21 protein-coding genes are annotated in these 22,956 nt (G+C 56.2%); 7 read left to right on the top strand and 14 right to left on the bottom strand.

Annotated features, from left to right (window positions below):
- Nucleotides 1-7 precede the first annotated feature (7 nt).
- Entirely contained in the window at nt 8-481 is a 474-nt protein-coding gene (locus KIH26_RS00705; protein ID WP_213441479.1) for an Lrp/AsnC family transcriptional regulator, read from the top strand.
- A 4-nt stretch (nt 482-485) separates the two neighbouring features.
- On the opposite strand, the gene KIH26_RS00700 is transcribed toward KIH26_RS00705, so the two are convergent.
- Nucleotides 486-932, bottom strand: a complete 447-nt coding sequence (locus KIH26_RS00700; RefSeq protein ID WP_213444566.1) for a TM2 domain-containing protein — start codon at nt 930-932, stop codon at nt 486-488.
- A 102-nt stretch (nt 933-1,034) separates the two neighbouring features.
- Nucleotides 1,035-2,024, bottom strand: coding sequence for a carbohydrate kinase family protein (locus tag KIH26_RS00695; protein ID WP_213441477.1), 990 nt, complete (start codon nt 2,022-2,024; stop codon nt 1,035-1,037).
- A 160-nt stretch (nt 2,025-2,184) separates the two neighbouring features.
- Here KIH26_RS00695 and KIH26_RS00690 point away from each other — a divergent pair, with 160 nt between their 5' ends.
- From KIH26_RS00690 to KIH26_RS00670, 5 genes are read left to right on the top strand one after another with little or no spacing between them, the layout of a single operon-like run.
- Complete coding sequence (locus KIH26_RS00690) at nt 2,185-3,177, top strand: sugar ABC transporter substrate-binding protein (protein WP_213441475.1); 993 nt, start codon at nt 2,185-2,187, stop codon at nt 3,175-3,177.
- Between the two features lie 29 nt (nt 3,178-3,206).
- Nucleotides 3,207-4,160: an ABC transporter permease gene (locus KIH26_RS00685; RefSeq protein ID WP_503005130.1), complete on the top strand. Its 954-nt coding sequence runs from the start codon at nt 3,207-3,209 to the stop codon at nt 4,158-4,160.
- 2 nt (nt 4,161-4,162) lie between these two features.
- Entirely contained in the window at nt 4,163-4,948 is a 786-nt protein-coding gene (locus tag KIH26_RS00680) for an ATP-binding cassette domain-containing protein (RefSeq protein ID WP_213441473.1), read from the top strand.
- Nucleotides 4,949-4,969: 21 nt separating this feature from the next.
- Nucleotides 4,970-5,434 (top strand): RbsD/FucU family protein, encoded by a 465-nt coding sequence (locus tag KIH26_RS00675; RefSeq protein ID WP_213441471.1) that lies wholly within the window; start codon nt 4,970-4,972, stop codon nt 5,432-5,434.
- The gene (locus tag KIH26_RS00670; protein WP_213441469.1) at nt 5,421-6,671 is read left to right on the top strand and encodes an ROK family transcriptional regulator; all 1,251 of its coding nucleotides are present in this window, start codon (nt 5,421-5,423) and stop codon (nt 6,669-6,671) included. The genes KIH26_RS00675 and KIH26_RS00670 overlap by 14 nt, the downstream gene beginning before the upstream one ends.
- Nucleotides 6,672-6,761: 90 nt before the next feature.
- Here KIH26_RS00670 and KIH26_RS00665 read toward each other — a convergent pair whose 3' ends face one another.
- From KIH26_RS00665 to KIH26_RS00610, 12 genes are all read right to left on the bottom strand, one after another.
- Nucleotides 6,762-7,244: a hypothetical protein gene (locus KIH26_RS00665; protein ID WP_213441468.1), complete on the bottom strand. Its 483-nt coding sequence runs from the start codon at nt 7,242-7,244 to the stop codon at nt 6,762-6,764.
- Nucleotides 7,241-8,200 (bottom strand): ROK family protein, encoded by a 960-nt coding sequence (locus tag KIH26_RS00660; protein WP_213441466.1) that lies wholly within the window; start codon nt 8,198-8,200, stop codon nt 7,241-7,243. The genes KIH26_RS00665 and KIH26_RS00660 overlap by 4 nt, the downstream gene beginning before the upstream one ends.
- 8 nt (nt 8,201-8,208) lie before the next feature.
- Nucleotides 8,209-9,567 (bottom strand): MGH1-like glycoside hydrolase domain-containing protein, encoded by a 1,359-nt coding sequence (locus KIH26_RS00655; RefSeq protein WP_213441464.1) that lies wholly within the window; start codon nt 9,565-9,567, stop codon nt 8,209-8,211.
- Nucleotides 9,564-10,583: an ABC transporter ATP-binding protein gene (locus KIH26_RS00650; RefSeq protein WP_213441462.1), complete on the bottom strand. Its 1,020-nt coding sequence runs from the start codon at nt 10,581-10,583 to the stop codon at nt 9,564-9,566. Before KIH26_RS00650 ends, KIH26_RS00655 begins: the two co-directional genes overlap by 4 nt.
- A gap of 186 nt (nt 10,584-10,769) precedes the next feature.
- Nucleotides 10,770-11,573 carry a carbohydrate ABC transporter permease gene (locus KIH26_RS00645; protein ID WP_213441460.1) on the bottom strand — a complete coding sequence of 268 codons (804 nt, stop codon included), beginning with the start codon at nt 11,571-11,573 and terminating at the stop codon, nt 10,770-10,772.
- Nucleotides 11,574-11,864: 291 nt separating this feature from the next.
- Nucleotides 11,865-12,716 (bottom strand): carbohydrate ABC transporter permease, encoded by an 852-nt coding sequence (locus KIH26_RS00640; RefSeq protein ID WP_213441458.1) that lies wholly within the window; start codon nt 12,714-12,716, stop codon nt 11,865-11,867.
- An 88-nt stretch (nt 12,717-12,804) separates the two neighbouring features.
- A complete protein-coding gene (locus tag KIH26_RS00635) occupies nt 12,805-14,076 on the bottom strand; it encodes an ABC transporter substrate-binding protein (RefSeq protein ID WP_213441456.1) in 1,272 nt (423 codons plus the stop codon).
- Between the two features lie 50 nt (nt 14,077-14,126).
- Nucleotides 14,127-15,140, bottom strand: coding sequence for a LacI family DNA-binding transcriptional regulator (locus tag KIH26_RS00630; RefSeq protein WP_213441454.1), 1,014 nt, complete (start codon nt 15,138-15,140; stop codon nt 14,127-14,129).
- A 166-nt stretch (nt 15,141-15,306) separates the two neighbouring features.
- Nucleotides 15,307-15,723 (bottom strand): ExbD/TolR family protein, encoded by a 417-nt coding sequence (locus tag KIH26_RS00625; protein ID WP_213441452.1) that lies wholly within the window; start codon nt 15,721-15,723, stop codon nt 15,307-15,309.
- Nucleotides 15,720-16,178 carry an ExbD/TolR family protein gene (locus KIH26_RS00620; protein ID WP_213441450.1) on the bottom strand — a complete coding sequence of 153 codons (459 nt, stop codon included), beginning with the start codon at nt 16,176-16,178 and terminating at the stop codon, nt 15,720-15,722. The genes KIH26_RS00625 and KIH26_RS00620 overlap by 4 nt, the downstream gene beginning before the upstream one ends.
- Nucleotides 16,179-16,961 carry a MotA/TolQ/ExbB proton channel family protein gene (locus tag KIH26_RS00615; RefSeq protein ID WP_213441449.1) on the bottom strand — a complete coding sequence of 261 codons (783 nt, stop codon included), beginning with the start codon at nt 16,959-16,961 and terminating at the stop codon, nt 16,179-16,181. It lies immediately after the preceding gene.
- On the bottom strand, nt 16,958-18,598 hold the full coding sequence (locus KIH26_RS00610) for a hypothetical protein (RefSeq protein WP_213441447.1): 1,641 nt from the start codon (nt 18,596-18,598) through the stop codon (nt 16,958-16,960). The genes KIH26_RS00615 and KIH26_RS00610 overlap by 4 nt, the downstream gene beginning before the upstream one ends.
- Before the next feature lie 138 nt (nt 18,599-18,736).
- Between KIH26_RS00610 and purL the strand changes: the two genes are divergently transcribed.
- Nucleotides 18,737-22,822 carry a phosphoribosylformylglycinamidine synthase gene (gene purL, locus KIH26_RS00605; RefSeq protein ID WP_213441445.1) on the top strand — a complete coding sequence of 1,362 codons (4,086 nt, stop codon included), beginning with the start codon at nt 18,737-18,739 and terminating at the stop codon, nt 22,820-22,822.
- Nucleotides 22,823-22,956: the final 134 nt, after the last annotated feature.

Raw genomic sequence — 22,956 nt, 5'->3', positions numbered from 1 at the left:
ACGTGCAATGGAAGCACTCGACAAGCTAGATTCAGCGATTTTGCGCATATTACAAAGCGATGGCCGCGCCACCTATGATGTGATCGCAGAAAACGTCAGCCTTTCGCCCAGTGCGGTGTTGCGCCGTGTCAAGCGCCTGGAAGAAGCTGGGATCATTGATCGTTATGTGGCACTTGTGAAGCCCACCAGCGTCGGCCTCGGCCTTGTGGCCTACATCAATGTGCGCCTGGAAAAACACACAGAAAGCCATAAGCGCAACCCCATGGATTTGTTCCGCACGGCAGTTCAGGTGTGGCCAGAAGTGGTGGAGTGCGCGGCACTCACGGGTGAGATGGATTACTTGCTCAAAGTCGTGGTGCGAGATATGGCTGCCTACTCGCGCTTTGTGATGGATACCTTGCTCAAGCATCCGAGCGTGCAGGATTGCAAAACGAGCTTCATGCTCGATAGCGTGAAATCGACGACAGCTTTGCCCGTGTAATGAATTACTGCGAAATCTTGCGTGATGCTTCGATCTGGTAATCAAAGTAGCGCTGAAAGCTGAACGCGATACTCGCCATCAGCACAGCAGCGCCAATCATGAGTGAAGCAACAATGGCCATGATGGTGAACCAATTGGTCTGCCCTGGTTTGGCTTCAGCATCCAATGAAGGATTGAATTTCGCATTCCACTTCTCAGGCGTCGACAGCGCATACACGATGCCCGTCAGTGCACAACCCGCGATCGTGAAACCCAGTAATGGAATCAGCAGCCAACTGAGCACATCATCCTGCCCCAACTGCTGCACGCGTTGAATGCCATAGATACCCAGGGCCGTAGGAATGGGCAGCAGCCATCCGATCCAATCCAACATGCCGTGCAAATAAAAGCGATGCAAACCTAAAGGTCCACCAATAAATGCAAGCCAAGCAGCGAGCGTTTTGTTTTTGATACTGAACATGCTCAGATTATCGTTGGAGTGATAAGCCCAAGTGATCTCAAGGGCAAGGCCAGTTAGATCCCAAGCCTGCGTTATGCGCAGCTGATTTCTTTTTTATTGTTGCCGGCGAACGAAATCTGCTGTTTCTTTCCAAGTCGCGGGATCACAGCCTGTGCGCTGTACACAAAGCGCTGCAGCTGCCACCGCATGAAGCAATGCAGCATGCAACACTTCAACTGCTAACCCCTGCTCCAAGCGCGCTACTGTCAGCATCTCTTGGCTCTGCAAATGCGCAAGAAGCGCGGCAGCAAAGCTGTCGCCTGCGCCTACAGTGTCTTTCACGATGACGCCGCTGGGTGCTGCTTCAAATACACTGTGCTCCTGCGTGAGTAGCCAGGCGCCCCTCTCGCCTAAGGTCAATGCCACGAGCCTCGTGGTGCTCGCATCACTCAACATTTCGCGCGCTGCTCGAACCACAGCATGCATATCGCTCATGTCTGCAGGCGCTAACATTCCCAGCGTCACCAAATCATCGTCGCTGACCTTCACCACATGCGCTGCAGCGCAAGCCGCTTGGACACAGGCCACATAGGCTGGATGATCCGCCACAACAGCGGGTCGCAAATTGGCATCGACGCTCACCACGCAACCGCCTTGGGTTGCGTGCGCCACAATTTGCTGGGTTTGCAACCAAGTATCCGGCATCAGCATCAAGCATCCCGTGTGCAAACTTGTCACCTCGGATCGCCAATTCGCTATGATTTTTGCAGCACTTCGCGCAGTATCTGCAATACCTATACGATGAAATGCATAAGTAGCTTTGCCCTGCGTATCCAACTGGATCACGGCAATCGATGTTGGCTCTGGACAGGCCTCCGCATCAATCAATACACCTTCCGTTTGCAGCAAATGAGCAAACTGCCGCCCAAAGCTATCAGTCGACAAAGCATTGAGATACAGACTGTTCATGCCCTGCCGCTGCGCCGCAAGACAGAAATTAAAAACTGAACCGCCAAGACAAGCTTGCGAATCTGTACGCAGGCTATCACGAGAGTAAGGACTCACAAAAAGATCAACCAAGGCTTCGCCGTAACAAGCAATCATGAAGAGAATTAGAGCGGATTTTTACTGAGCGAAAGTATAGGGTTTTCCATAAATAAAACCACTTGATTTATTAATCATTTCTGCAAGAGAATATCAACAGCACGCAAATGAGCTGCTATACGTCGTTCAAATTTTTCAACTTCATTCTCAGGAGACAAGCATGTCCTTCAAACTCAAAGCCACGTTGGCTCTCGCTGGCATCGCCCTTGCCGGTGCAGCTATCGCCAAAGATCAGGTCGTTGTCGGCCTCATCACCAAAACCGAAACCAACCCTTTCTTCGTGAAGATGAAGGAAGGCGCGCAAGCTGAAGCCAAGAAATCTGGCGTGAAGCTGATGACCGCTGCTGGCAAACAAGACGGCGACACTGCCAGCCAGATCGCAGCGATTGAGAACATGACTTCCGCTGGTGCGAAAACCATTCTCATCACCTCCAGCGGCGATGCCGTTGTGCCCGCCATCAAGAAGGCGCAAGCCAAAGGCGTGCAAGTGATTGCGTTGGACAGCCCGGTTGAAGGCGCTGATGCCTTGTTTGCAACTGACAACTACAAAGCTGGCGTGCTGATCGGTGAATACGCCAAAGCAGCTCTGGGCGGCAAGCCAGCCAAAATCGTGACCCTCGATTTGTTCCCAGGTCACCCCGTGGGCGCGCAGCGTCACAACGGTTTCTTGAAGGGCATGGGCATGACGGCACCCGATGCCAAGAGCAATGAGCTCGGCGGCAAGGCTGCTGGCGTGGTCTGCATGGCTGACAGCTTTGGTGACACCGCCAAAGGCCAAACCGGCATGGAAAACTGCTTGCAGAAAAACCCAGACGTGAACCTCGTGTACACGATCAATGAGCCAGCCGCTGTGGGTGCCTACAACGCGCTGAAAAAAGCAGGTAAAGAAAAAGGCGTGACGATTGTGTCGGTTGACGGTGGCTGCCAAGGCATCAAAGAGACAGCCAAAGGCATCATCGCCGCAACCTCGCAGCAATACCCCCTGAAGATGGCTTCGATGGGCGTGGCCGCTGGCGTGGAATACGCTAAGACAGGCAAAAAACAATCTGGCTACGTTGATACCGGCGTGACTTTGATCGCCAACACAGCCATCAAAGGTGTGGATAGCGTGGACACCAAGAAGGGCCTGGACATGTGCTGGGGCAAGAAGTAATCTGAACTGAGTTGAGTGTGCAAAAAATGATGCAGACCGTGAAAAATCTCCCTTGGAATGTGCTCGGGCCCTGGGTGGCTTTGGCCGCAGCCTGCCTCTTTTTTGCCTCGCAAACAGATCGCTTCTTCACGGGAGAAAACCTCTCCCTGATCACGCAGCAGGTGATGGTGGTGGGCGTCTTGGCTATCGGCATGACGCTCATCATCCTCACCGCTGGCATTGATTTGTCTTGCGGCATGGTGATGGCGCTGGGCTCAATGGTGATGACCAAGCTCGCCGTAGAAAACGAGCTACCTGTTGGCTTGGCCATACTCTGCGGCATTGCCGTGACAGCTTTGTTTGGCCTGATCAATGGCCTGCTGGTCACGAAGGCAAAGCTGCCCTCCTTCATCGTCACTTTAGGCACGATGAATATTGCGTTTGCGACAACGCAGATCTACACCTCGTCAGCATCTGTGACGGATTTGCCAGAAAGCCTAACGATGATTGGCAATACCTTTGATGCCTTTGGCACGCAAGTGAGCTATGGCACGCTGATCATGATCGGTTTGTATATTTTGATGTGGCGCTTTTTGAGCGACACAGCCCCTGGGCGGCACATCTACGCTGTGGGCAATGCGCCCGAGGCTTCGCGCCTCACGGGTATTGGCGTGGACAAAGTGTTGATCGGCGTTTACGTCCTTGCTGGTGTTTTTTATGGCCTTGCCGCTATGCTTTCAGTCGCGCGCACCGGCATCGGCGATCCGCAAGCAGGGCAAACAGAAAATCTCGATGCGATCACGGCTGTGGTGCTGGGTGGAACCTCGCTGTTTGGTGGGCGTGGCATTATTTTAGGTACGCTGGTCGGTGCGGTGATCGTCGGTGTGTTTCGCAATGGGCTTACGCTGATGGGTGTGCCTTCGGTCGTGCAGCTGCTGGTCACAGGCGTGCTGGTGATTTTGGCGGTGGCTGTGGATCAGCTCTCTCACAAGAAGGCACGTTGATCATGAGCAGACCCCTTGTTTTTGAAGCCAAAGGTTTGATCAAGCGCTACGGTCAAGTCACCGCACTTGATGGTGTGGATTTTGAGCTGCGCGAAGGCGAAATCATGGCGGTGATTGGTGACAACGGCGCTGGTAAGTCGTCTCTCATTAAAGCACTCTCGGGCGCAACTGTGCCCGATGAAGGCAGCATCCTGCTCGATGGCCAAGCGGTGTATTTCAAATCACCGATTGATGCGCGCCGCTCCGGGATTGAGACGGTGTACCAAGATCTTGCAGTGGCACCAGCGATGACGATTGCAGAGAATCTCTTCCTTGGCCGCGAGCTCACCAGGTTTGGCGCGATCGGTCGTTTGCTGAGAATTCTTGATAAGAAAACCATGCTCGCGCAAGCTGTCGAGCGTATGAATGATCTCAAAGTGGGCATCCGCTCCATGACGCAGTCTGTCGAGACGCTCTCTGGTGGTCAGCGCCAATGCGTCGCCGTGGCGCGCGCAGCGGCTTTCGCCAAACATGTGGTCATCATGGATGAGCCCACGGCAGCGCTGGGCGTGAAAGAAGGTAATATGGTGCTGGAGCTGATTCGCCGTGTGCGCGACAAAGGTCTGCCCGTGATTTTGATTTCCCACAATATGCCGCATGTCTTTGAAATTGCAGACCGTATCCACATCCAGCGCTTGGGTAAACGCGCTGCGATTGTGAATCCTAAAAAGATCAGCATGAGCGATACGGTGGCGGTGATGACGGGTGCAAAAACTGTTGATGAACTGCCAATCGATGCTCTGGCATAAGACATGCTCTGATCCTGCACCATGCTGAAAAATATTGATCCCGTCCTTTGCCCAGAGCTGCTGAAAGCACTCGCGGAAATGGGGCACGAAGATTCGATTGTGCTTGCCGATGCGAATTTCACGGCGATGCGCTACCGCTCACAAACCACATCGCAAGTCATCATTCGCTTGCCCGGCGTGAGTCTGCTTAGAGCAGCGCAAGCGGTGCTATCCGTGCTGCCACTGGGTATACCCAAAGAGCAGCCCGTGGCTTACATGCATGCCAGCGAATCACCTGCCGGCTATCGCAACGCCGCGCAAGAAGCCGTCTACCTGTTAGTGCATGCCGACCCTGCCAACCGAGGCATCAACGTACAGGCGCTGGAGCGATTTGCGTTTTATGAGCAAGCGCAAAAAGCTTATGTGATTGTCCAGACTGGCGAGACTGCTGCTTACGCTAATTTCATTTTCAAAAAAGGCGTGCTGACTTCAGATGCAGGACTTTGATGTAAGCACGCACGCGAACGAGAATGCCAGCGACGAAGGCTTGCATTTCAAGCCGCGTGGCTCCAATCAGTTGGGCATGCGCCAATACAACGAGCGTGTGGTGTTGCAAGCCATTCGTTTGCACGGTAGCTGCCCCAAAGCTGAACTCGCACGCCTAACGCATCTGTCCACACAAACCGTATCGCTCATCATTGATCGGCTGATCGGAGATGGTTTGGTCGTCAAGCAAGAAGCAGTACGCGGCAAGGTGGGTCAGCCCAGCGTGCCGATTGCGCTCAATCCTGATGGCGCTTTTTCCATTGGTATCAAAGTGGGGCGGCGCAGCGTCGATACACTGCTATTGGATTTCACAGGCCAGGTGCGTGAGCGAGATTCACTCTCGTATGATTTTCCAGATCCACCTCAGTTGCTTGCGCACTTGAAAAAGCAACTGCTGACCATGCCTCAACGCCTGGGTGCAGAACTGTCTGAACGTATTGCAGGCATTGGTGTGGCCGCACCTCTGTCGATTGGGGGCTGGCCAAATGTGCTGGGTGTTGATCCAGATCGCGCTGCGGCTTGGGGCGCATTTGATCTGGGCACCGAGCTCAGCAAGCTCACGCCAATCCCTGTGCAATTCATCAAAGACACGGCCGCTGCGTGTGTGGCTGAGCTGGTGGCAGGGCGCGGGCGTAACACGAAGAGCTTTGTGTATGTGTTCATCGATACCTTCATTGGCGGCGGCCTTGTGCTGGATAACCAATGGCGCAGTGGCCTCACAGGCAATGCGGGCGCGGTAGGCTCGATGGCCTGCAGTGTGGCGCAAGAACATGCGGCCTCACCGCCTCAGGCCCTGAGCATCGCCTCCTTGCATCAACTCGAAGCACGCCTGATAGCTGCCGGGCTGGAAGGCGATGCCTGCTACAGCGATCAGGCCTTAGAGCGCGACTACCTCCCTCATACGCAAGCCTGGCTAGCACAAGCCGTGCCCGCGTTAGGTTTGATCGTTCATAACGCCGCATGCCTCTTGGATCTTGAGGCCGTGATCGTGGATGGCAATTTGGGGCGTGGCTTACTGCACAAGTTGCAAGCTCAGTTGCGCGAACACCTGACGTACTTCAGCTGGGAAGGTGTCAACACACCCGCCCTACTCTCCGGCACGATTGGAGCAGACGCGCGCGCACTCGGTGGTGGCTTGTTGCCTTTGTACAGCAGCTTCGCGCCTGACCCCGAAGTGTTTCTCAAGCTGGATCGCTGAGCTACTTTTCTTTTGAAATTTATGCCGAAAATGGCATGTAGCCGGCATAGAATCTGCGCAAAGTGCTACTAATTTAATAGTATCCAGTGATCAATGCGAGGAGGGTTGCAACAATTGCACCCGTAGCGCAGAGCCACGCAACTGCAAAACCGAGCCCGTTGTCAATCCTGCAAGCTCAGGCAAGATCAGCTCCATCACACTGCGACTTTGAAAATGTGTTTGCTTGGTTTCCGGGTGCGGATAGTAGAGCCAGCCTGCATGCCAAGCACCTTGCCATTGCACTTCTAGCGCTGCAAAAGAAAAGGTCTCGGGTGGATGCAAGTGCGTCCAGCGCAGATGCTCAAAGCAATGATCTGCGCTGAGCAATTGCCAGCTCTGCGGCGAGATATCCACATTCACCGTGCCAGAAAAGCAATCTGATAAATCCAAGCCCAGCGCTTTGAAGAACGGCGCTTGCATCGCAATCGAGCCTTGCGGATAAGGATTGGCGCTCGTGCCTGCAGTGCGGCCTGAAGCCACGCCATGGCCGGCCTTGACGATGCCTTGCCAAACGATGACTTGATCTGCTGTCACGCGGCGCTCGCTGCGGCTCGCGTCAAGGCCAGCGCACCAAAATCACCGACTTGCAAACCCAAGCCGGCTGGCACAAGCTCGCAGCCATCCGTGAGAGAAGGCAGCTTGCCATCAATCTCGCGCTGCAGCAAAGGCAAGAGCATGTCTTGGTTGTGCCAAAACACACTGCCGCCTAAGCTGATGCGCTGCAGATCAAGTGTCACGATCAAGTTGTAAAGCGCTCTGCCCATATCTCTCGATACAGACTCGATTTGGGCTTTAGCCGGCGTATTTCCTGCGCGAGCAGCTATAAAAATAGTAGCGGCATCGCTTCGGAAGCGCCTCTCCATCGCATTGCCAGCCACCAAACCTTCCAGATCGCCAATATTGCCGCAGCCGCACAGCGCATCATTGTTGTCGCTCACAAACATATGTCCCGCATGGCCAGCATTGCCATTTTTGCCACGCAATACGTGACCATCCACACACAAACCCATACCGATGCCAGTGCTCCAAGTGACGTACGCGCAGTGGCTCATGCCTTGCAGCGCACCCCATTGCCGCTCCGCTTCCAGCGCACCAATGCAATCGTTTTCTACTCGCACATTCGGATAAATCGCGGCGATAGGCGCTTGCAGCAAGGCGGTTTGCCAATCGTTGGGCAAACCGCGTGCCTTGCCCGCCAAGCCGCCGCAAACATTGGGCGCTGCCAGCTCCACCAGGCCTTGGTTCAAGACGAATGGACCGCAGCTTGAAATGCCCACGCTCTGCACTTGGCTGCGCAGTGCACCCATCTGCGCCAGACTCGCGTCGATCAGGCGCAGGATTTGCTGAGCGAGCGCATCGTTTGCGCCCTCTTTGGCCGTCGGTTCGGCAATACGCGCATGCAATGTGCGGGTGGCGGCTGATTGCGCATCGGCCAAAGAAACGGCGACTTTTGTGCCGCCAATATCAACACAGGCGTGGAGTGAATTCATGCCGCAGATTATGCAGCTCGCAAGTCCTGTAAATGCAATTGATGGTCATGCAAGTAGTTCCAAAACAGGTACGTCGCTGCCGTCCAAGAAAAGCTACCGCCGCCCAAACCAGCCCCCGTTAAGGGATGGTAATACTCATAAAAGCCACTCTTGGCAAACAATGCGGCGGTGGATTGATGCAATCGTTTGCCTAACTCGGTATGTCCGCAGCGATCCAATCCTTCGGCAATCAAAGTCGTCAAGTGTTGCCAGATCGGGCCGCGCCAATAGCGCGCAGGCTCAAAGCCTGGGTAGCTTGATCGCGTGGATGGCAAGGCGTAAGGCGTTTCGCTCAGCCAAGCCAGCAAGGTGGCTTGCTGCTGCGCATCGCGCGAAGGCTCCACCAAGCGGCCATACCAAGTCAGGAAGCCTGCATGCGTGGGCGCTTGCAAAAGCTCGCCTGTGATCGCGTTGCGGGAGACATATTGCCCTAATTTCTCAGACCATAATTGGCTGATTGCCGCCGCCGTCATTGCGCAACGTGCTCTTAAAAATATAGCAGCATCCATCAAACCCAGTTGGTCGCACAAACCCGCCAAGCTATGACTCGCACGATTCAAAATGCTGATGATGCAAATGTCATTGACGCGATAGGGCGATTCTTTGGCAATGCGTATCGGATCAAAAGCCACAGAGCGATTGAAATCCATGAGATACACCACGCGGTCGTAAAACTCTTGCGTGGGGCGCATCGAGCTATCGACATGCCCGAGGTCTTTGCGGGTGTAGGCGCGCGTCGTGCGCGGCACATTGGCCAGCGGCGCATCCCAAGCGGGCGAGTTGTCCATTCCCGATTCCCAGGGATGGCTACTGAACACCAAGCCTGTATCAAACGGATCGCGGCAGCGATACCACCAGCGATGATGCTTCACCAAACCTTGCACAATCGGCTTGAGATTCTTTTCAGTGATTGCAGGATCAGCGCCCATATCGAGCATGGCGCGAATCATCGTGGCATGCAGGGGTGGCTGGCAGATGCTGGTGGTGGGTATGTTGCGTACTGAGCCATCTGCCTCACAACCCCACTGATCAGGGCCGGGAAAATAACTGTCTGCATTTTGATGAAAGATGATGTGGGGAATCAAACCTTCTTGCGCACCGCTTTGCCATTGGCCGCGCAGCAAGCTGTGAAACTCATCCCAGGCACGTTGCTGATCAAAGGTCATCCAACCCAGTGCGGTCACACCTGCATCCCAATTCCACTGGAAGGGATAAAGGCCTGCCGTGGGCACGGTATAGCCACCGCGATCATTGGCCACCAAAGTTTGCTTGGCCAGCGCTGTGAGTTCTTCAGCGCTGTGCTCTTTAGATACTGCGGGTAAATTCATGCTGCCACCAATTTGCCTTGCGCGTCATACCAGCGTGCTTGCGAGGCGCGTGCGCGTACACGAATGCTGCTGCCGGGCGCGATGATGGGGTTGGCTGCCACACTCACGCGAATCAGCTCATCGCCTGCTTTGGAGTTGATCTGCTGGGATGCTCCGAGCATCTCCACCACTTTGGCGTTGATTTCTAGACCATCATTGGCCAGCTCCAAATCTTCAGGGCGTATACCCAAAGTCTTGGCCTGTGCGTGAGGCGCGCTCAAGCCCAGAGCGCGTTGTGTCTCCACATTCGAGATGAAATTCATCGGTGGGTTGCCGATGAAGCCGCCCACAAAGCTGCTTGCTGGATCGGTATAAACCTTGGGTGGCGCGTCGTATTGCACGATCTCGCCGCCATACATCACGGCAATGCGATCAGCCAAGCTCATCGCTTCGGTTTGATCGTGCGTCACATAGATCGTGGTCGTCTTCAGATCACGCAGCAAGCCTTTCAATTCACTGCGCATTTCGAGGCGCAGCAAAGCATCAAGGTTAGACAGCGGCTCGTCCATCAAGAGCACATCAGGCCGCACAGCGAGAGCTCGCGCCACAGCCACGCGCTGGCGCTGGCCACCGGAGAGTTGGCCAGCATAGCGCTCCAGCAAATGCTCGATGTGCATCAGCTCTGCCGCTTCATAAACTTGTTTTTTCGCCTGATCTTCAGGCACTTTCTTCATCTTCAAGCCAAAGCCAATGTTTTGCGCAATCGTCATGTGTGGAAACACGGCGTAATTCTGAAACACCATCGCGATATTGCGCTCGCGAGGCGGAAGACCATTCATGCGCTTGCCACCGATCATGATGTCGCCACTGGTCTCGGTTTCCAAGCCAGCGATGATGCGCATGAGCGTTGTCTTGCCGCAGCCCGAGGGGCCGAGCAAGACACAAAACTCTTGGTCTTTGACATCTAAATTGATGGATTTCAAGGCTTGATGACCTTTGAAGTCTTTACGGACGGAGGTGATTTGAATTTCTGACATAGGAAACTTTCCAAGTGCGACGAGGGGAACGCAAAAGACGCAAAAACTACGCAAAAAGCGCAGAGAAATACATAAGGAAATTCGAATTAATTGCAGACTTTACAAATGGCTTCATGATTGGATTTCCTTTTGCGTTTTCTGTGTAACTTTTGCGTCTTTTGCGTTCACTTCTTTGAGCACTAAGGCTCAACGATTCGCAATACCCCACATCGAGAACAAATACTTGCGCACGACGAAGATGAAGATCAGGGATGGCAGGATCAAGAAGAAGCCGCCAGCGAATTTGAAATACATGGGACTTTCTTGAAGGCTGGAGAAGAGCGCGGCGGTGAGCGTGCGGTTGTTCACCGTCATCACGCTGGCAGCAAACACTTCATTCCACGAAATCACGAAACTGAAGATCATCGTGGCGGCCATGCCGGGCAAGGCAATGGGCATCACGATCTTCATAAAGGCTTGCACTTTGGTGCAACCCAAAGTCCACGCCGCTTCTTCAAGCTCTCGTGGGATGCCCATGAACAAGCTGCTTGAAACGAGAATCGAGAACGGCAAGGCAAGAGCGGTGTGTACCAAAGCCACACCTAGCCATGTGTCATACAAGCCCACATTGATGAAGCGTGTGACCAAGGGCAGAGCGAGAATTGCCAACGGAAAAGCGCGCGTCATCACCACCAAGAGTCGGTAAATATTTTGACCTTTGAAATCAAAGCGTGCAAGAGCGTAGCCTGCGGGCGCACCGAGAGCAAGAGACAAAGCCATGGTGATCGCGGCTACAGCCACACTATTGAGCACCGCCGTCCAGATACCGGATGCGCCGAAGAAGTAGCGCATGGTCTCCAGCGTAAGCGACGTAGGAAACAAGCTCTTTGGCCAAGCCGTGGCTGCATCTTTCGGCGAGAAAGCGCTGATGGTGATGAGGTAGATCGGGATCAACCAGCAGATCGCGAGGATGGTAGCGAAGGTGTAGATCAGGCGAACGTTTTTATTCATGATCTTCTCCTAGGGCGTGTTACCGATATTTATGGAGAGCGCGTTGCGAGTCAAAAAAGTCTCAGGCAAGGCGCTGGATACTATCGCGTCACGTTTGCAGCCGGGGTCTTGCCGGCAAGGCTTCGCAACGCAGCCTGAGGCTTTTTTGGCCGCAACCCTCCGGGAATGAGCGGCAAAAACCGCCACTCGTCGTTGCTCATCTAGGTAAGGCTCCAGCCTTACCGTCGCTGTGCGCCTAGATTGGCGGTTTTTGTCACTCATTCGCGCCTCCATAAATATCGGTAACACGCCCTAAGCCAGCGTCTCGCGCTTGGTGCGCAAGGCAACTAGATACACCAAGGTTGCAGCAATTGAAATCGCCAAGATGAACAGCGCATAGGCCGAGGCGACGTTTGTGTTTTGATACGCGCCCTGCCAGTTGTAGGCCTCTCCCACGAGCACAGGCAAATCTCGCCCAGCCAGCGCATACACCACAGCAAATACTTCAAACGCGAGCACAGTGCGCAGAATCAAAGCGGATTGCAGCGAAGGCTTGAGCAAAGGCAAAGTGACATGCCAGAAGCGCTTCCAAGGCGATGCGCCAAACACTTCTGCCGCTTCTGCATATTCTTTGGGAATGAGCTGCACACCAGAAACGAGGATCACAAGCACGATCGATGTGGCTCGCCAAATTTCCGCGATGATCACGCAAATAAAAAGCGCCATCGGATTTTGATAACTCAGCCATGTGACGGGCCCATCGACCAGCCCCACGCCTTGGAGCAAAGTATTGAAATAGCCGCGATCCGTAAAAATCGCCAACCACGCAATACCTGCCGCCAAATCGCTCACGCCGAGAGGAATCGTCCAGATGTAGAGATAGGTCATGCGCCCCTTCTCCATCTTCTGCAGCATCATCGCCATAGCCAGCGAGATGCAAATCTGCACAGGCACGATGATGGCCACCAAGATCATGGTGTTTTTCAAGGCGGTGGAGAAGTTGTTGTCTCCAAACATCTTGTTGACATGCCGCATGGTAAATCCGCCATCTGCGCCTTTGAATGCGAGTATGGCTGTCTCAGCCAGCGGCCAAACGAAGAGCAAGACAAGGAAGATCGCGCTGGGAGCGATCAAGACATAGGGGATGCGTTCGGATTTGTTCATGCTCGCGCTCCAGCGTTTTGGGAAAGCTTTCGCATCACCCCTTACTTTTCAGCAAGGGGCTGGCGTTTCTAGGATCTTTCAGCCCGGTTTACTGAACGGGGCAAGGCGCTGTGCCGCTGCTGGCATCGGGTGCCCAGCATTTGGCATTGGCTTCCTTCATCACATCAGCGAGGGCTTGGCCTTGTTGTGCGAGCACGGTTTTCACATCTTCGTTGCGCACGATGATGCGCTGGAAGCTGTCGATGAAGACTTTGTTGAATTCACCGTTTTTCGCGCCGAGGCCAGAGGGCAGCAATGCGCCACGTGCGCCAGGAGCGGAGAAGGTTTGGCCTACGCCGAGTGCTGCAACCTGTACGCCGCGTGGCAGTGTACCGATATCAGCCTTGACTGTTGGGAACCAACCCACTTCAGCCAGTGCTTTCGCTTGAACTGCGGGGCTGGTCAGGTGAGCAATAGCGGCTTCTGACGCTACGCGATCAGGCGTGTTCTTAGGGATCGACAAACCAGAAATCACTGGCATGAAGAAACGGCCTTTCGGGCCTGCAGGCGCTGGAAAAGCCACGAAATCATCGGGCTTGTCGTTCAACGCCGGCAGGAGGCGAGCCGTGTGATCAAACGCCACCCAGACTTCACCAGTTTTCAAAGGCTCTTCCATGGCGTTGTAGCTGGTGGAACGCTTGTTGGTCACTGTCCACAGATCTTTCAAATCCGCCCACATTTTCTCGGCATCTGCACTCTTGAAGTTGCGCACCACGCCGCCTGTGTAGGCTGGCAATGCATAGCCTTGGAAGAAGCGGTGGATCAAGCCAGTCGGGCCGCCGGGCAGACCGAATTTGTCTTCACCCGTGGCGGCTTTCATGTTCTTTGCCCACTGAATGGTTTGTGCCCAGGTGAGGTTGTTGATGTTGGCGCCTGCTGGCAGATACTGCAGCGCTTTTTTATTCGCAGCCATCTGGAAGGTGTTGGTGAGGAAAGGAATGAAGCGTGTGTTGTTACCGCCCATCTTGGCCAGATCTTTGAATGAGCCAGAAAACTCGCGCGATGTGGAAAGGCGATTCATCACATCATCAATGTCTTGCAGCGCGCCAGCAGAGTTCAGTGGCGAGAGCTCAGAGTCGAGCGCGATGGTGACGTGAACCTTGCCTGTGGAGGCTTGCGATTCCGCGAGCATACGCGTCATGTAGGTGTTCGGGTCTTCGCCGATGTAGTTGATCTCGGGCTTGGCATCCTTGACCAAAATCGTTCGCACTTTCTCAATTTCTTGCACGGGGCGCAACTGGGTGGATACCACGTTGACTTGTGCAAATGATGCCGAGGCTAGCAAGGCGACAACAGCGATGGATAGTTTTTTGAGTTTCATACAACAGTCTCCTGAAAAAAAACACTTGGGGTTAGAAAAAATTCAAGGCTTCAATGAACAGAGGGGCCCACGGAAGCGCGGATGATGGGATGGGCCATCTCCAGCACACTCAATTGGTTGGCGTTTTCTCCCGCCATGAGGCGCAGCAGCAGTTGCGCCACATGCTTGCCGTTATCCAGCAGTGCATGGTCAATACTGGCCAGTGGAGGCGATGCATACTGGCCGGCTTCCGTGTTCCCGTAGCCCATCACCGACACATCGCGCCCCACCTGTAAGCCAGCTTGGCGAATCGCCTGCATGGCGCCAAGTGCCACAGCATCTGTCGCGCAGAGCAAGGCCGTGGGCCTTTGCGGTAAAGCCAGCATTTGACTTGCCACATGAGCGCCAGACTCGGCTGTGAGTTCGGTGTAATGCACTGGGCAAGCGCCTTCATCCAAGTGCGCCTGTGCCAATGCTTTTCTAAAACCCAGCTCGCGTAGATGGGCAAATGTCATGTGCGCCATGCCATTGATCAAACCAATGCGCTGGTGGCCGAGTGAGATCAGCGCTTGTGTGGCCTGCTCAAATGCACCTTCGTTGTCTGTATCTACCCATGCATGCGGTGCGTTGTCGAGCGTGCGCCCATGCGTGACGAACGGAATCTTGCGCTCCTGTAACAAGCTCACACGTGGATCGTTGGTGCGGGTCCGCGTGAGCACCACACCATCGACCAAGCGCCCATCTAGCAGTCGGTGCAATTCAGGCAGCTCGTTGTCATCGTTCGGAATGCCCAGCGACATGGCAAAGTATTTGTGCTCACGCAGCACCTCGGCCACACCCGTGTGCAAAACGATTGCGCTGCTGTCTGCCAAATTGCCTTGCCGCACTGAATTGACAATGGCCACCGCGCCCGTTTTGCCAGTCGCCAAACGATGCGCCACAGGATGCGGCGAGTAATTCATCTGCTTGGCTGCATCAAATACGCGCTGGCGTGTGGCCGCACTCACATCGGTATAGCCATTGAGCGCCCGTGACACAGTAGAGATTGAAATCCCGAGAGAATCAGCCAGGGCTTGGATCGACATGGTGCTTTTGCAGTTCAAAAACGGTTTTGATGATGCAAGTATCACTTCCAAAAACGGTTTTGGTGATTGGTATTTTCCCTAGCGCAACGTCACTCTTAAATTTTGAAGTGTTTTTGGCAGTTTGGCGGCGTAGATACTGCGCGGAATGCTATCAAATAGATAGTAATTAGTTCACCACACCGACCTGCCTGAGCCCCATTTTTTGCGCCAGTGCCATCATGGAGACGACCAAGGAATAAGGCGTGTTGGGCTCGGGCGTGATGTGGATCTCAGGCTGCTCGGGCAGCTGAGCGGCTTGGCTGAGGCGCGCATCGAGTGTGGCCACATCGCTGATGAGCTCGCCATCCCAGCGCACGAAACCGTTGGCATCGATTTGCACGCGTATGAGCTTTGGCTGAGCTTGGCTGCTGGCTGATGGCATATCGAGTGCCACAGCATGCAGCTGCACAGGGATGGTGATGATGAGCATCACCAAGAGCACGAGCATCACGTCAATCAAAGGTGTGGTGTTCATCAGGGCCATGGGCTGCGCTTCTGCAGCATCAGACGTTGCTTTATGCAACAGGGATGGATAAAGCTTCATGGGCGAGTTCTCGTGTTGATCGTCGCGCGATCTTGCGGTGATTGCTCAGTGAGCAAACTGATTTGCGGCCAGCCCATGCCCTGCGCGAGATCAATGATGGGGGCAATGGCTGCATAAGGTGCATCGCCATCGGCGCGGATGTGCAGCTGCGGGCGCGGATCGCGCGTTACGGCGGGCACGAGTGCCGCTTGCAGGCTGGCTACATCGGGTGCGGGGTTGTCGTTCAAATACAAGCGCCCTGCGGCATCGATGCTGATGATGACGTAATCGCCACTGGTGTCTTGCTGCTGCGCTGTTTGCACGGGGAGCTTGAGCTGCACACTGGCGCTGACCACGGGCACGGTGAGTAAGAAAATGATCAGCAGCACCAGCATCACATCCACGAGAGGCGTGGTGTTGATTTCGGCAAGCCAGCCGTCGTCTTCACTGTCTGTGTTTTGCAGGGAAAGGGCCATTTACTTCTCTTCGATCTGCGTTTTTTCTGTAGCCAGCAAGACAATGTGTAGCTTGCTGCCGAAGCTGCGCATGCTCTCTAGGGCGAGCTTGTTTTTGCGTAGCAGCCAGTTGTAGCCAAACACGGCGGGCACGGCTACAGCCAAGCCAATCGCGGTCATGATCAGCGCCTCGCCCACGGGCCCTGCCACGCGATCAATCGAGGCTTGGCCGCTTGCACCGATTTTTACGAGGGCGGAATAGATGGCCCAGACTGTGCCGAAGAGGCCAACGAAGGGCGCGGTGGAGCCAATCGTGGCGAGCAATGCGAGGCCTTCTTGCATACGCGTTTGCACACGGCTCAAGGCGCTTTCAATCGCGCGGATGAGCCAAGTGTCGTAATCCACACGCGGCTTGAGTGCTGCGTATTGGCGCACGGCATCTGCGCCCGACTCGTTCACAAATTTCAGGGGGTTGTCCGCACTTAGCTTGTCTAAGTTATCACCCACGGTCGTGATGTTGTCAAACGCGGCATGCGCTTCTTTCATGTGCGCTTCGGTTTTCCGTAACTCGATAAATTTGCGCACCATCACCGCCCAGCTCGCGACGCTCATGATGACAAGGAGCAGCAAGCACAGCTTGGCCACCCAATCACCTTGCGACCAGATCGCGCCGAGGCCATAGGGGTTGGCTGCTTGTTGCGCGGCCTGCTGGGCTGCTGCTGAGACAGTTTGCGTCGCTGTGCTCAACTGCGTTGAAAGCTGAGTCGCGACGGTCTGCGCTTGGGCGGATGAGATGAGGATCATTTTGCACATTTCCCTTCGAGAGTGCGTTTCAAAAGTGGGCCGATATTCATGAGGCCAGCCGTGTTGGTGGATTCGTTGACTTTGTTTTCGCCGCCCTGCACTGCGGCATCTTTGGTGCAGTCGAGATTTTTAGCGCTGTCGATGCCTTCTTCGAGCTTACCGGGGCGATCGCGGCGCAATTGCTCGTTGGCCATTTCAGAGATGCTGCGGCGAGGTTGGGCATTGGGCGGTGTGTACGGAAAGGGCGAGCGAGCAGCGGGAGGCATACGCAGATCGAGAGGTGGCTTCGAAGTGGGCCCTGCACTAGGCGTAGGCACGACTGCGCCTGTGGACGAACCCGTGGCTGAGCCGGTGGCTGCACCTGTTGCACTGCCGGCTGGGTTGCCAGTTGTGCTCCCGCTTGAGCTACCCGAAGCCGCAGCTTGTGTTGCGCCTTGTTGACTACCTGCTTGTGCGCCAACAGCGAAACTGCCTGCCGTGCTGGGGCTGGCTGTACCAGGTCGGCTGGCAGCGTTTGGCGTGGACGGTGGCGCTTGGCCTGTGCTGCTCGCAGTCGTCGGCGCGCGTGTGGGGCTGGTGGGCGCAGAAGTCGGCGCTGCAACTGGGGAGGATGCTGGCGCAGGGCTGGGGCTAGAAGCTGTGCTTGGCGCGGGCACAGCCACGACAGGCGCTGGACTTGGGGCAGGCACGGGTGATGGGGCTGGAGCAGGCGTGGTAGCGATTACCGGGCGTGGAGCGGGTGTCGGAGCGGGTGGCGTGGGTGCGGGTGGCAGCGGAACCGGAGCGGGAGGTACTGGCGCAGGAGGCGTGGGCGTGGGCGTGGGCGCTGGCGGTGGTGGCACGGGTGCGGGTGGCGGCGGCACTGGCGCAGGCGGTGGAGGAACCGGCGCTGGGGGTGGCGGTACGGGTGCTGGAGGTGACGGGACTGGCGCAGGTGGGGGTGGCACGGGAGCTGGCGCAGGCGGCACCGGTGCGAGAGGTGGCGGAACTGGGGTGGGGGGTGGTGGGACTGGAGCGGGCGGCGGGGGCACGGGGGCAGGCGGAGGTGTAACGCGCACTGGCGCAGGAGCTGGCGCGGGCACAGGCGTGGGAGCTGGCACAGGCAATGGTTCCGGCGCTGGAGAAGGCGCTGGAGCTGTGGCCTCCAGAATCGGCTCTTCGCGCACGCGGATCGGCGTGTCGAGCTCGGCAGCGGCTTCTCGCGGCGTTTCTACTCGCGGGCTGGCCACACGGCTGCGTTTACGCGAAGGCTTGAGGGCAGGCAATTGCGACGTGGTTTGCAGCGGCGTGCTTTGCTCGGCGGTGAGCGTGGGCATGCTGAGCTCAGGACTGGCTTGAAGTCTGCGCTGGGCGGTGATGCCGCGTTGCCTCTGTTGTGCCTGTGCATTCAGTGCGGGCGGCACGGCGGCTGTGGCAGGCGCTGTAGGCTGGACGCTGCTATCAGCTTTGGCGCTGGCGTCTGTTGCCGCCGAGCTGCTAGAGCGAAAAATTTGTACCACCACTTGACTGATCACACGCTGCACTGGCCAATACATATTGATCAGCCACAGCGCCAACAGATGAGCCATCACCACGGCCAGCCAGACCTCACGCCGGGGGCGCGATTGCGGGTACTGGGCTTGAAACAGTTTGGCCATTGTGCTTGGGACTGCCTGAATGTTCGCACAGTTTTATGGCGGCACCGCGTAGCAGCGCGTATACAGTTGTGAACCGCCCAAGCCTTAAAATTGGGGTAATCACTGAGCCGCGTCGGCTCACTCTGCTCCAGCCGCCCCATGCTCACCACCTTCCCCGGCAGCCGCGCCCTGCCCGCGCCCAAAACGGCGCAACAGCTGCGCGCCATTCAAACCATCGCTCCCCATGTGAGCAGCATCAACTCGCAATGGGTGCATTGGGTGCAAACCGAGGGAGGCGCTCTCGATGCAGAGATGCAGAACAAACTGGTTGCGCTGCTGACCTATGGCGAAGCTTTTGAAGGTGATTCAGAAGGCACATTGATCGTCGTCATGCCGCGCTTGGGCACAGTCTCGCCTTGGGCATCAAAGGCCACGGATATCGCGCGCAACTGCGGTTTACAAATTCGCCGCGTGGAGCGCGTGATGCATCTGCGCTTATCACTCGAAAAAACATTCCTCAAAAAATCTTCGCTCAGCACCGAGCAACTGCAAGCGATTGCAGCGCTCGTGCATGACCGCATGACGGAGTCCGTCGCCTTCGAGCCGCAAGCAGCCGAGCAGCTCTTCAAAGATGTGGCCAGCAAGCCGATGGAGACGGTGGACGTGATGGCCCAAGGCCGCGCGGCTTTGGATCAAGCCAACAAACAATTCGGCCTCGCACTCGCAGAAGATGAAATCGTTTATCTGCTCGATGCCTTCACCCAGCTGGGCCGCAACCCCACCGATGTGGAGCTCATGATGTTTGCGCAGGCCAACAGCGAGCACTGCCGCCACAAAATCTTCAACGCACAGTTCACCATTGATGGCGCGGCGCAGGAGAAGAGCCTCTTCGGCATGATCCGCAACACGCACGCTCTCGCCCCGCAATACAGCGTGGTGGCGTACAGCGACAACGCTGCCGTGATGGAAGGCGGTATCACTGAGACTTTCTATGCCAAATCGGCCTTTAGCCCAATCAATTCCAGCGCGAACAGCTATCAAAAAGAGAGCAAATTACGCCATGTGTTGATGAAGGTGGAAACCCACAACCACCCCACCGCCATCAGCCCTTTCCCCGGTGCGAGCACAGGCGCAGGCGGCGAAATCCGCGACGAAGGCGCAACAGGCCGAGGCGCGCAGCCTAAAGCCGGTCTCACAGGTTTCACAGTTTCACAACTCAGCGAGTCACCTACCGCTTTCCCCGCTCATCTCGCCACCCCTTGGCAAATCATGACCGAGGGCCCCCTGGGCGGCGCAGCCTTCAATAACGAATTCGGCCGCCCCAATATCGCCGGCTACTTCCGTACCTTCGAGCAAACCATCGCTGGCACCAACTACGGTTACCACAAGCCCATCATGATCGCCGGCGGCATCGGTACGATTGATGCGGATTTGACGCACAAGATCGAATTCCCTGCTGGCTCCCTGCTCATCCAGCTCGGCGGCCCCGGCATGCGCATCGGCATGGGCGGTAGCGCGGCCAGCTCCATGGCTTCGGGTGCGAATGCTGCGGAGTTAGATTTTGATTCCGTGCAACGCGGCAACCCAGAGATCGAGCGCCGTGCGCAAGAGGTGATCAACCAATGCTGGCGGCTCGGCAAAGACAATCCGATCCTCGCGATTCACGATGTGGGCGCAGGTGGTCTCTCCAACGCCTTCCCCGAACTCGTCAACGACGCAGGCCGTGGCGCGATCTTTGATTTGAGCGCTGTGCCACTGGAAGAAACTGGCATGGCACCGAAAGAGATTTGGTGCAACGAAAGCCAAGAGCGTTATGTGATGGCGATTGCAGCTGAATCGCTGGAGCAGTTCAAAGCCATCTGCGAACGCGAACGCAGTCCGTTTGCGGTTGTGGGCAAAGTCACAGAAGCACGCCAACTGACTGTTAGCCACGAATCAACCCCCGTTCGGGCTGAGCTTGTCGAAGCCTCCACCAGCCCTTCGACAGGCTCAGGGCGAACGGATGGCGCGGCTGTTGACATGCCGATGAATGTTCTCCTCGGCAAAACGCCGAAGATGCACCGCGATGTCAAGACCGTTCAGCGCACATTCAAGCCAATGGACTTAACCGGCATCGCCCTGCAAGATGCCGTCATCCAAGTCCTAAGCCATCCAACGGTAGCCAGCAAACGCTTCCTCATCACCATCGGCGACCGTACCGTGGGCGGCCTCACGCATCGCGATCAAATGGTCGGCCCGTGGCAAGTGCCCGTGGCCGATTGCGCGGTGACGCTCGCTGATTACGCGGGCTTCGCAGGCGAAGCCATGAGCATGGGCGAGCGCACACCGTTGGCCATTTGGAATGCCGGCGCTGCAGCGCGCATGGCCGTGGCAGAGAGCATCACCAACTTGCTCGCCGCGCCGATTGAGTTGAAGAAAGTCAAACTCTCCGCCAACTGGATGGCCGCTTGCGGCGAAGCGGGCGAAGATGCCAAGCTGTATGAAGCCGTGAAAGCCATCGGCATGGAGCTGTGCCCCGCGCTTGGCATCAGCATCCCCGTGGGCAAAGATTCGCTCTCCATGCGCTCGCAGTGGAGCGATGCGCAAGGCGATCACAAAGTCGTTTCCCCCGTCTCCCCCATCATCAGCGCCTTCGTGTCATTGCAAGACGTGCGAGGCACGCTCACGCCACAACTCAACCGCGATGAAGCAGACACAACGCTCATCTTGATTGACCTGGGACGCGGCAGCAAACGCATGGCCGGCTCCATGCTCGCGCAAGCGCTCAGCCAAGAAGGCACAGAAGTGCCAGACGTACACAGCGCAGACGACATCAAAAACCTCGTCAACGCCATCAACGCATTGCGCGCGCAAGGCAAGCTCCTCGCCTATCACGACAAGAGCGACGGCGGCCTGCTCGCCTGCGTGGCCGAGATGGCCTTCGCAGGCAACGTCGGCGTGAGCCTGAATATCGACATCCTGCTCACCGAAGGCGATGGCATATCCAACAGCAATGCCGAATACGGCGACAGCAAAAACTGGGCAACGCAGGTCAGCGCCCGCCGCGAAGAGCTCGCCCTTAAAGCCCTGTTCAACGAAGAGCTCGGCGCAGTGATTCAAGTGCGCACCGAGCAGCGCAATGAAGTCATGCAAACCCTGCGCGAGCACAGCCTCTCCGCCCACAGCCACTTCATCGGCAAGACACGCCCTGAGCATGCTGCGCTCGATGACGGCAAAGGCGAGCTCAGCATCTGGCGCGACACCAAGAAAGTGTTCAACGCCAAACTGCAAGACCTGCATCAAGTCTGGGACAGCGTGAGCTGGAAGATCGCCCAAGGCCGCGACAACCCCGCTTGTGCAGATGCAGAGCACGCCTCAGCAGGCGACATGAGCAACCCTGGCTTGAGCATCCAATTACCTGAAGTTTTAAAGCAAAAACTGCATATCGCCGGCAAAGAATCTGCGCAAAGTGCTATCAATAATGTAGCGATTCACACCACACGCCCCAAAGTCGCCATCCTGCGCGAGCAAGGCGTGAACTCCCACATCGAGATGGCCTACTGCTTCGACCAAGCAGGTTTCGAAGCCTTCGACGTTCACATGACCGATCTGCAAACAGGCCGCGTCAACTTGAAAGACATGCAAGGCCTAGTCGCCTGCGGCGGCTTCAGCTATGGCGACACTTTAGGCGCAGGCATCGGCTGGGCGCGCAGCATCACCTTCAACCCCATGCTCCGCGAGCAATTCGAAGCCTTCTTCGCCCGAGAAACCAGCTTCGGCCTCGGCGTGTGCAACGGCTGCCAAATGTTTGCCGAATTAGCAGACATCATCCCCGGCGCAGAGGCTTGGCCACGCTTCACCCACAACCAAAGCACCCGCTTCGAAGCCCGCCTCTCCATGGTCGAAGTGCTCAGCAGCCCCAGCCTATTCTTCAAAGACATGCAAGGCGCAAAACTTCCCATCGCAGTAGCCCACGGCGAAGGCTTCGCCAACTTCAGCCAACGTGGCGACAAAGCTAAAGTCATCCCCGCCATGCGCTTCATCGACAACCATGGCGCAGCCACAGAAACCTACCCCGCCAACCCCAACGGCAGCCCCGCTGGCCTCACAGCAGTCACCACAGCCGACGGCCGCTTCACAGCCATGATGCCCCACCCCGAACGCGTCTTCCGCAATGTGCAAATGAGCTGGAGCAACGGTGACGCATCAGCACACAGCCCGTGGATGCAAATGTGGCGCAACGCGCGGGATTGGGTGAAGGCTTAATTTTTAAGCCATTTCAAGCAGTTCGCCGGCGTATTTATTGCGCGAAGTGCTATTTAATTAGTAGCATTTAACTTACGTTTTTGCTTTTCCAGCAAGAGCAAGATAGACTCTTTGTCAGATTACTAAAGGCTGCA

Source organism: Variovorax sp. PCZ-1 (assembly GCF_018413605.1).
Taxonomy (GTDB): Bacteria; Pseudomonadota; Gammaproteobacteria; order Burkholderiales; family Burkholderiaceae_C; genus JANMDU01.
This window is presented reverse-complemented; position numbering and strand designations above follow the sequence as displayed.

What these genes read in the sequence shown, in the direction of transcription:
- KIH26_RS00660 (WP_213441466.1), bottom strand. Translation starts at nt 8,200, where the DNA reads ATGAATTCACTCCACGCCTGTGTTGATATTGGCGGCACAAAAGTCGCC.
- KIH26_RS00690 (WP_213441475.1), top strand. Translation starts at nt 2,185, where the DNA reads ATGTCCTTCAAACTCAAAGCCACGTTGGCTCTCGCTGGCATCGCCCTT.
- KIH26_RS00645 (WP_213441460.1), bottom strand. Translation starts at nt 11,573, where the DNA reads ATGAATAAAAACGTTCGCCTGATCTACACCTTCGCTACCATCCTCGCG.
- KIH26_RS00655 (WP_213441464.1), bottom strand. Translation starts at nt 9,567, where the DNA reads ATGAATTTACCCGCAGTATCTAAAGAGCACAGCGCTGAAGAACTCACA.
- KIH26_RS00610 (WP_213441447.1), bottom strand. Translation starts at nt 18,598, where the DNA reads ATGGCCAAACTGTTTCAAGCCCAGTACCCGCAATCGCGCCCCCGGCGT.
- KIH26_RS00650 (WP_213441462.1), bottom strand. Translation starts at nt 10,583, where the DNA reads ATGTCAGAAATTCAAATCACCTCCGTCCGTAAAGACTTCAAAGGTCAT.
- KIH26_RS00685 (WP_503005130.1), top strand. Translation starts at nt 3,207, where the DNA reads ATGCAGACCGTGAAAAATCTCCCTTGGAATGTGCTCGGGCCCTGGGTG.
- KIH26_RS00620 (WP_213441450.1), bottom strand. Translation starts at nt 16,178, where the DNA reads ATGGCCCTTTCCCTGCAAAACACAGACAGTGAAGACGACGGCTGGCTT.
- KIH26_RS00695 (WP_213441477.1), bottom strand. Translation starts at nt 2,024, where the DNA reads ATGATTGCTTGTTACGGCGAAGCCTTGGTTGATCTTTTTGTGAGTCCT.
- KIH26_RS00670 (WP_213441469.1), top strand. Translation starts at nt 5,421, where the DNA reads ATGCAGGACTTTGATGTAAGCACGCACGCGAACGAGAATGCCAGCGAC.
- KIH26_RS00640 (WP_213441458.1), bottom strand. Translation starts at nt 12,716, where the DNA reads ATGAACAAATCCGAACGCATCCCCTATGTCTTGATCGCTCCCAGCGCG.
- KIH26_RS00635 (WP_213441456.1), bottom strand. Translation starts at nt 14,076, where the DNA reads ATGAAACTCAAAAAACTATCCATCGCTGTTGTCGCCTTGCTAGCCTCG.
- KIH26_RS00625 (WP_213441452.1), bottom strand. Translation starts at nt 15,723, where the DNA reads ATGAAGCTTTATCCATCCCTGTTGCATAAAGCAACGTCTGATGCTGCA.
- KIH26_RS00705 (WP_213441479.1), top strand. Translation starts at nt 8, where the DNA reads ATGGAAGCACTCGACAAGCTAGATTCAGCGATTTTGCGCATATTACAA.
- KIH26_RS00630 (WP_213441454.1), bottom strand. Translation starts at nt 15,140, where the DNA reads ATGTCGATCCAAGCCCTGGCTGATTCTCTCGGGATTTCAATCTCTACT.
- purL (WP_213441445.1), top strand. Translation starts at nt 18,737, where the DNA reads ATGCTCACCACCTTCCCCGGCAGCCGCGCCCTGCCCGCGCCCAAAACG.
- KIH26_RS00680 (WP_213441473.1), top strand. Translation starts at nt 4,163, where the DNA reads ATGAGCAGACCCCTTGTTTTTGAAGCCAAAGGTTTGATCAAGCGCTAC.
- KIH26_RS00675 (WP_213441471.1), top strand. Translation starts at nt 4,970, where the DNA reads ATGCTGAAAAATATTGATCCCGTCCTTTGCCCAGAGCTGCTGAAAGCA.
- KIH26_RS00615 (WP_213441449.1), bottom strand. Translation starts at nt 16,961, where the DNA reads ATGATCCTCATCTCATCCGCCCAAGCGCAGACCGTCGCGACTCAGCTT.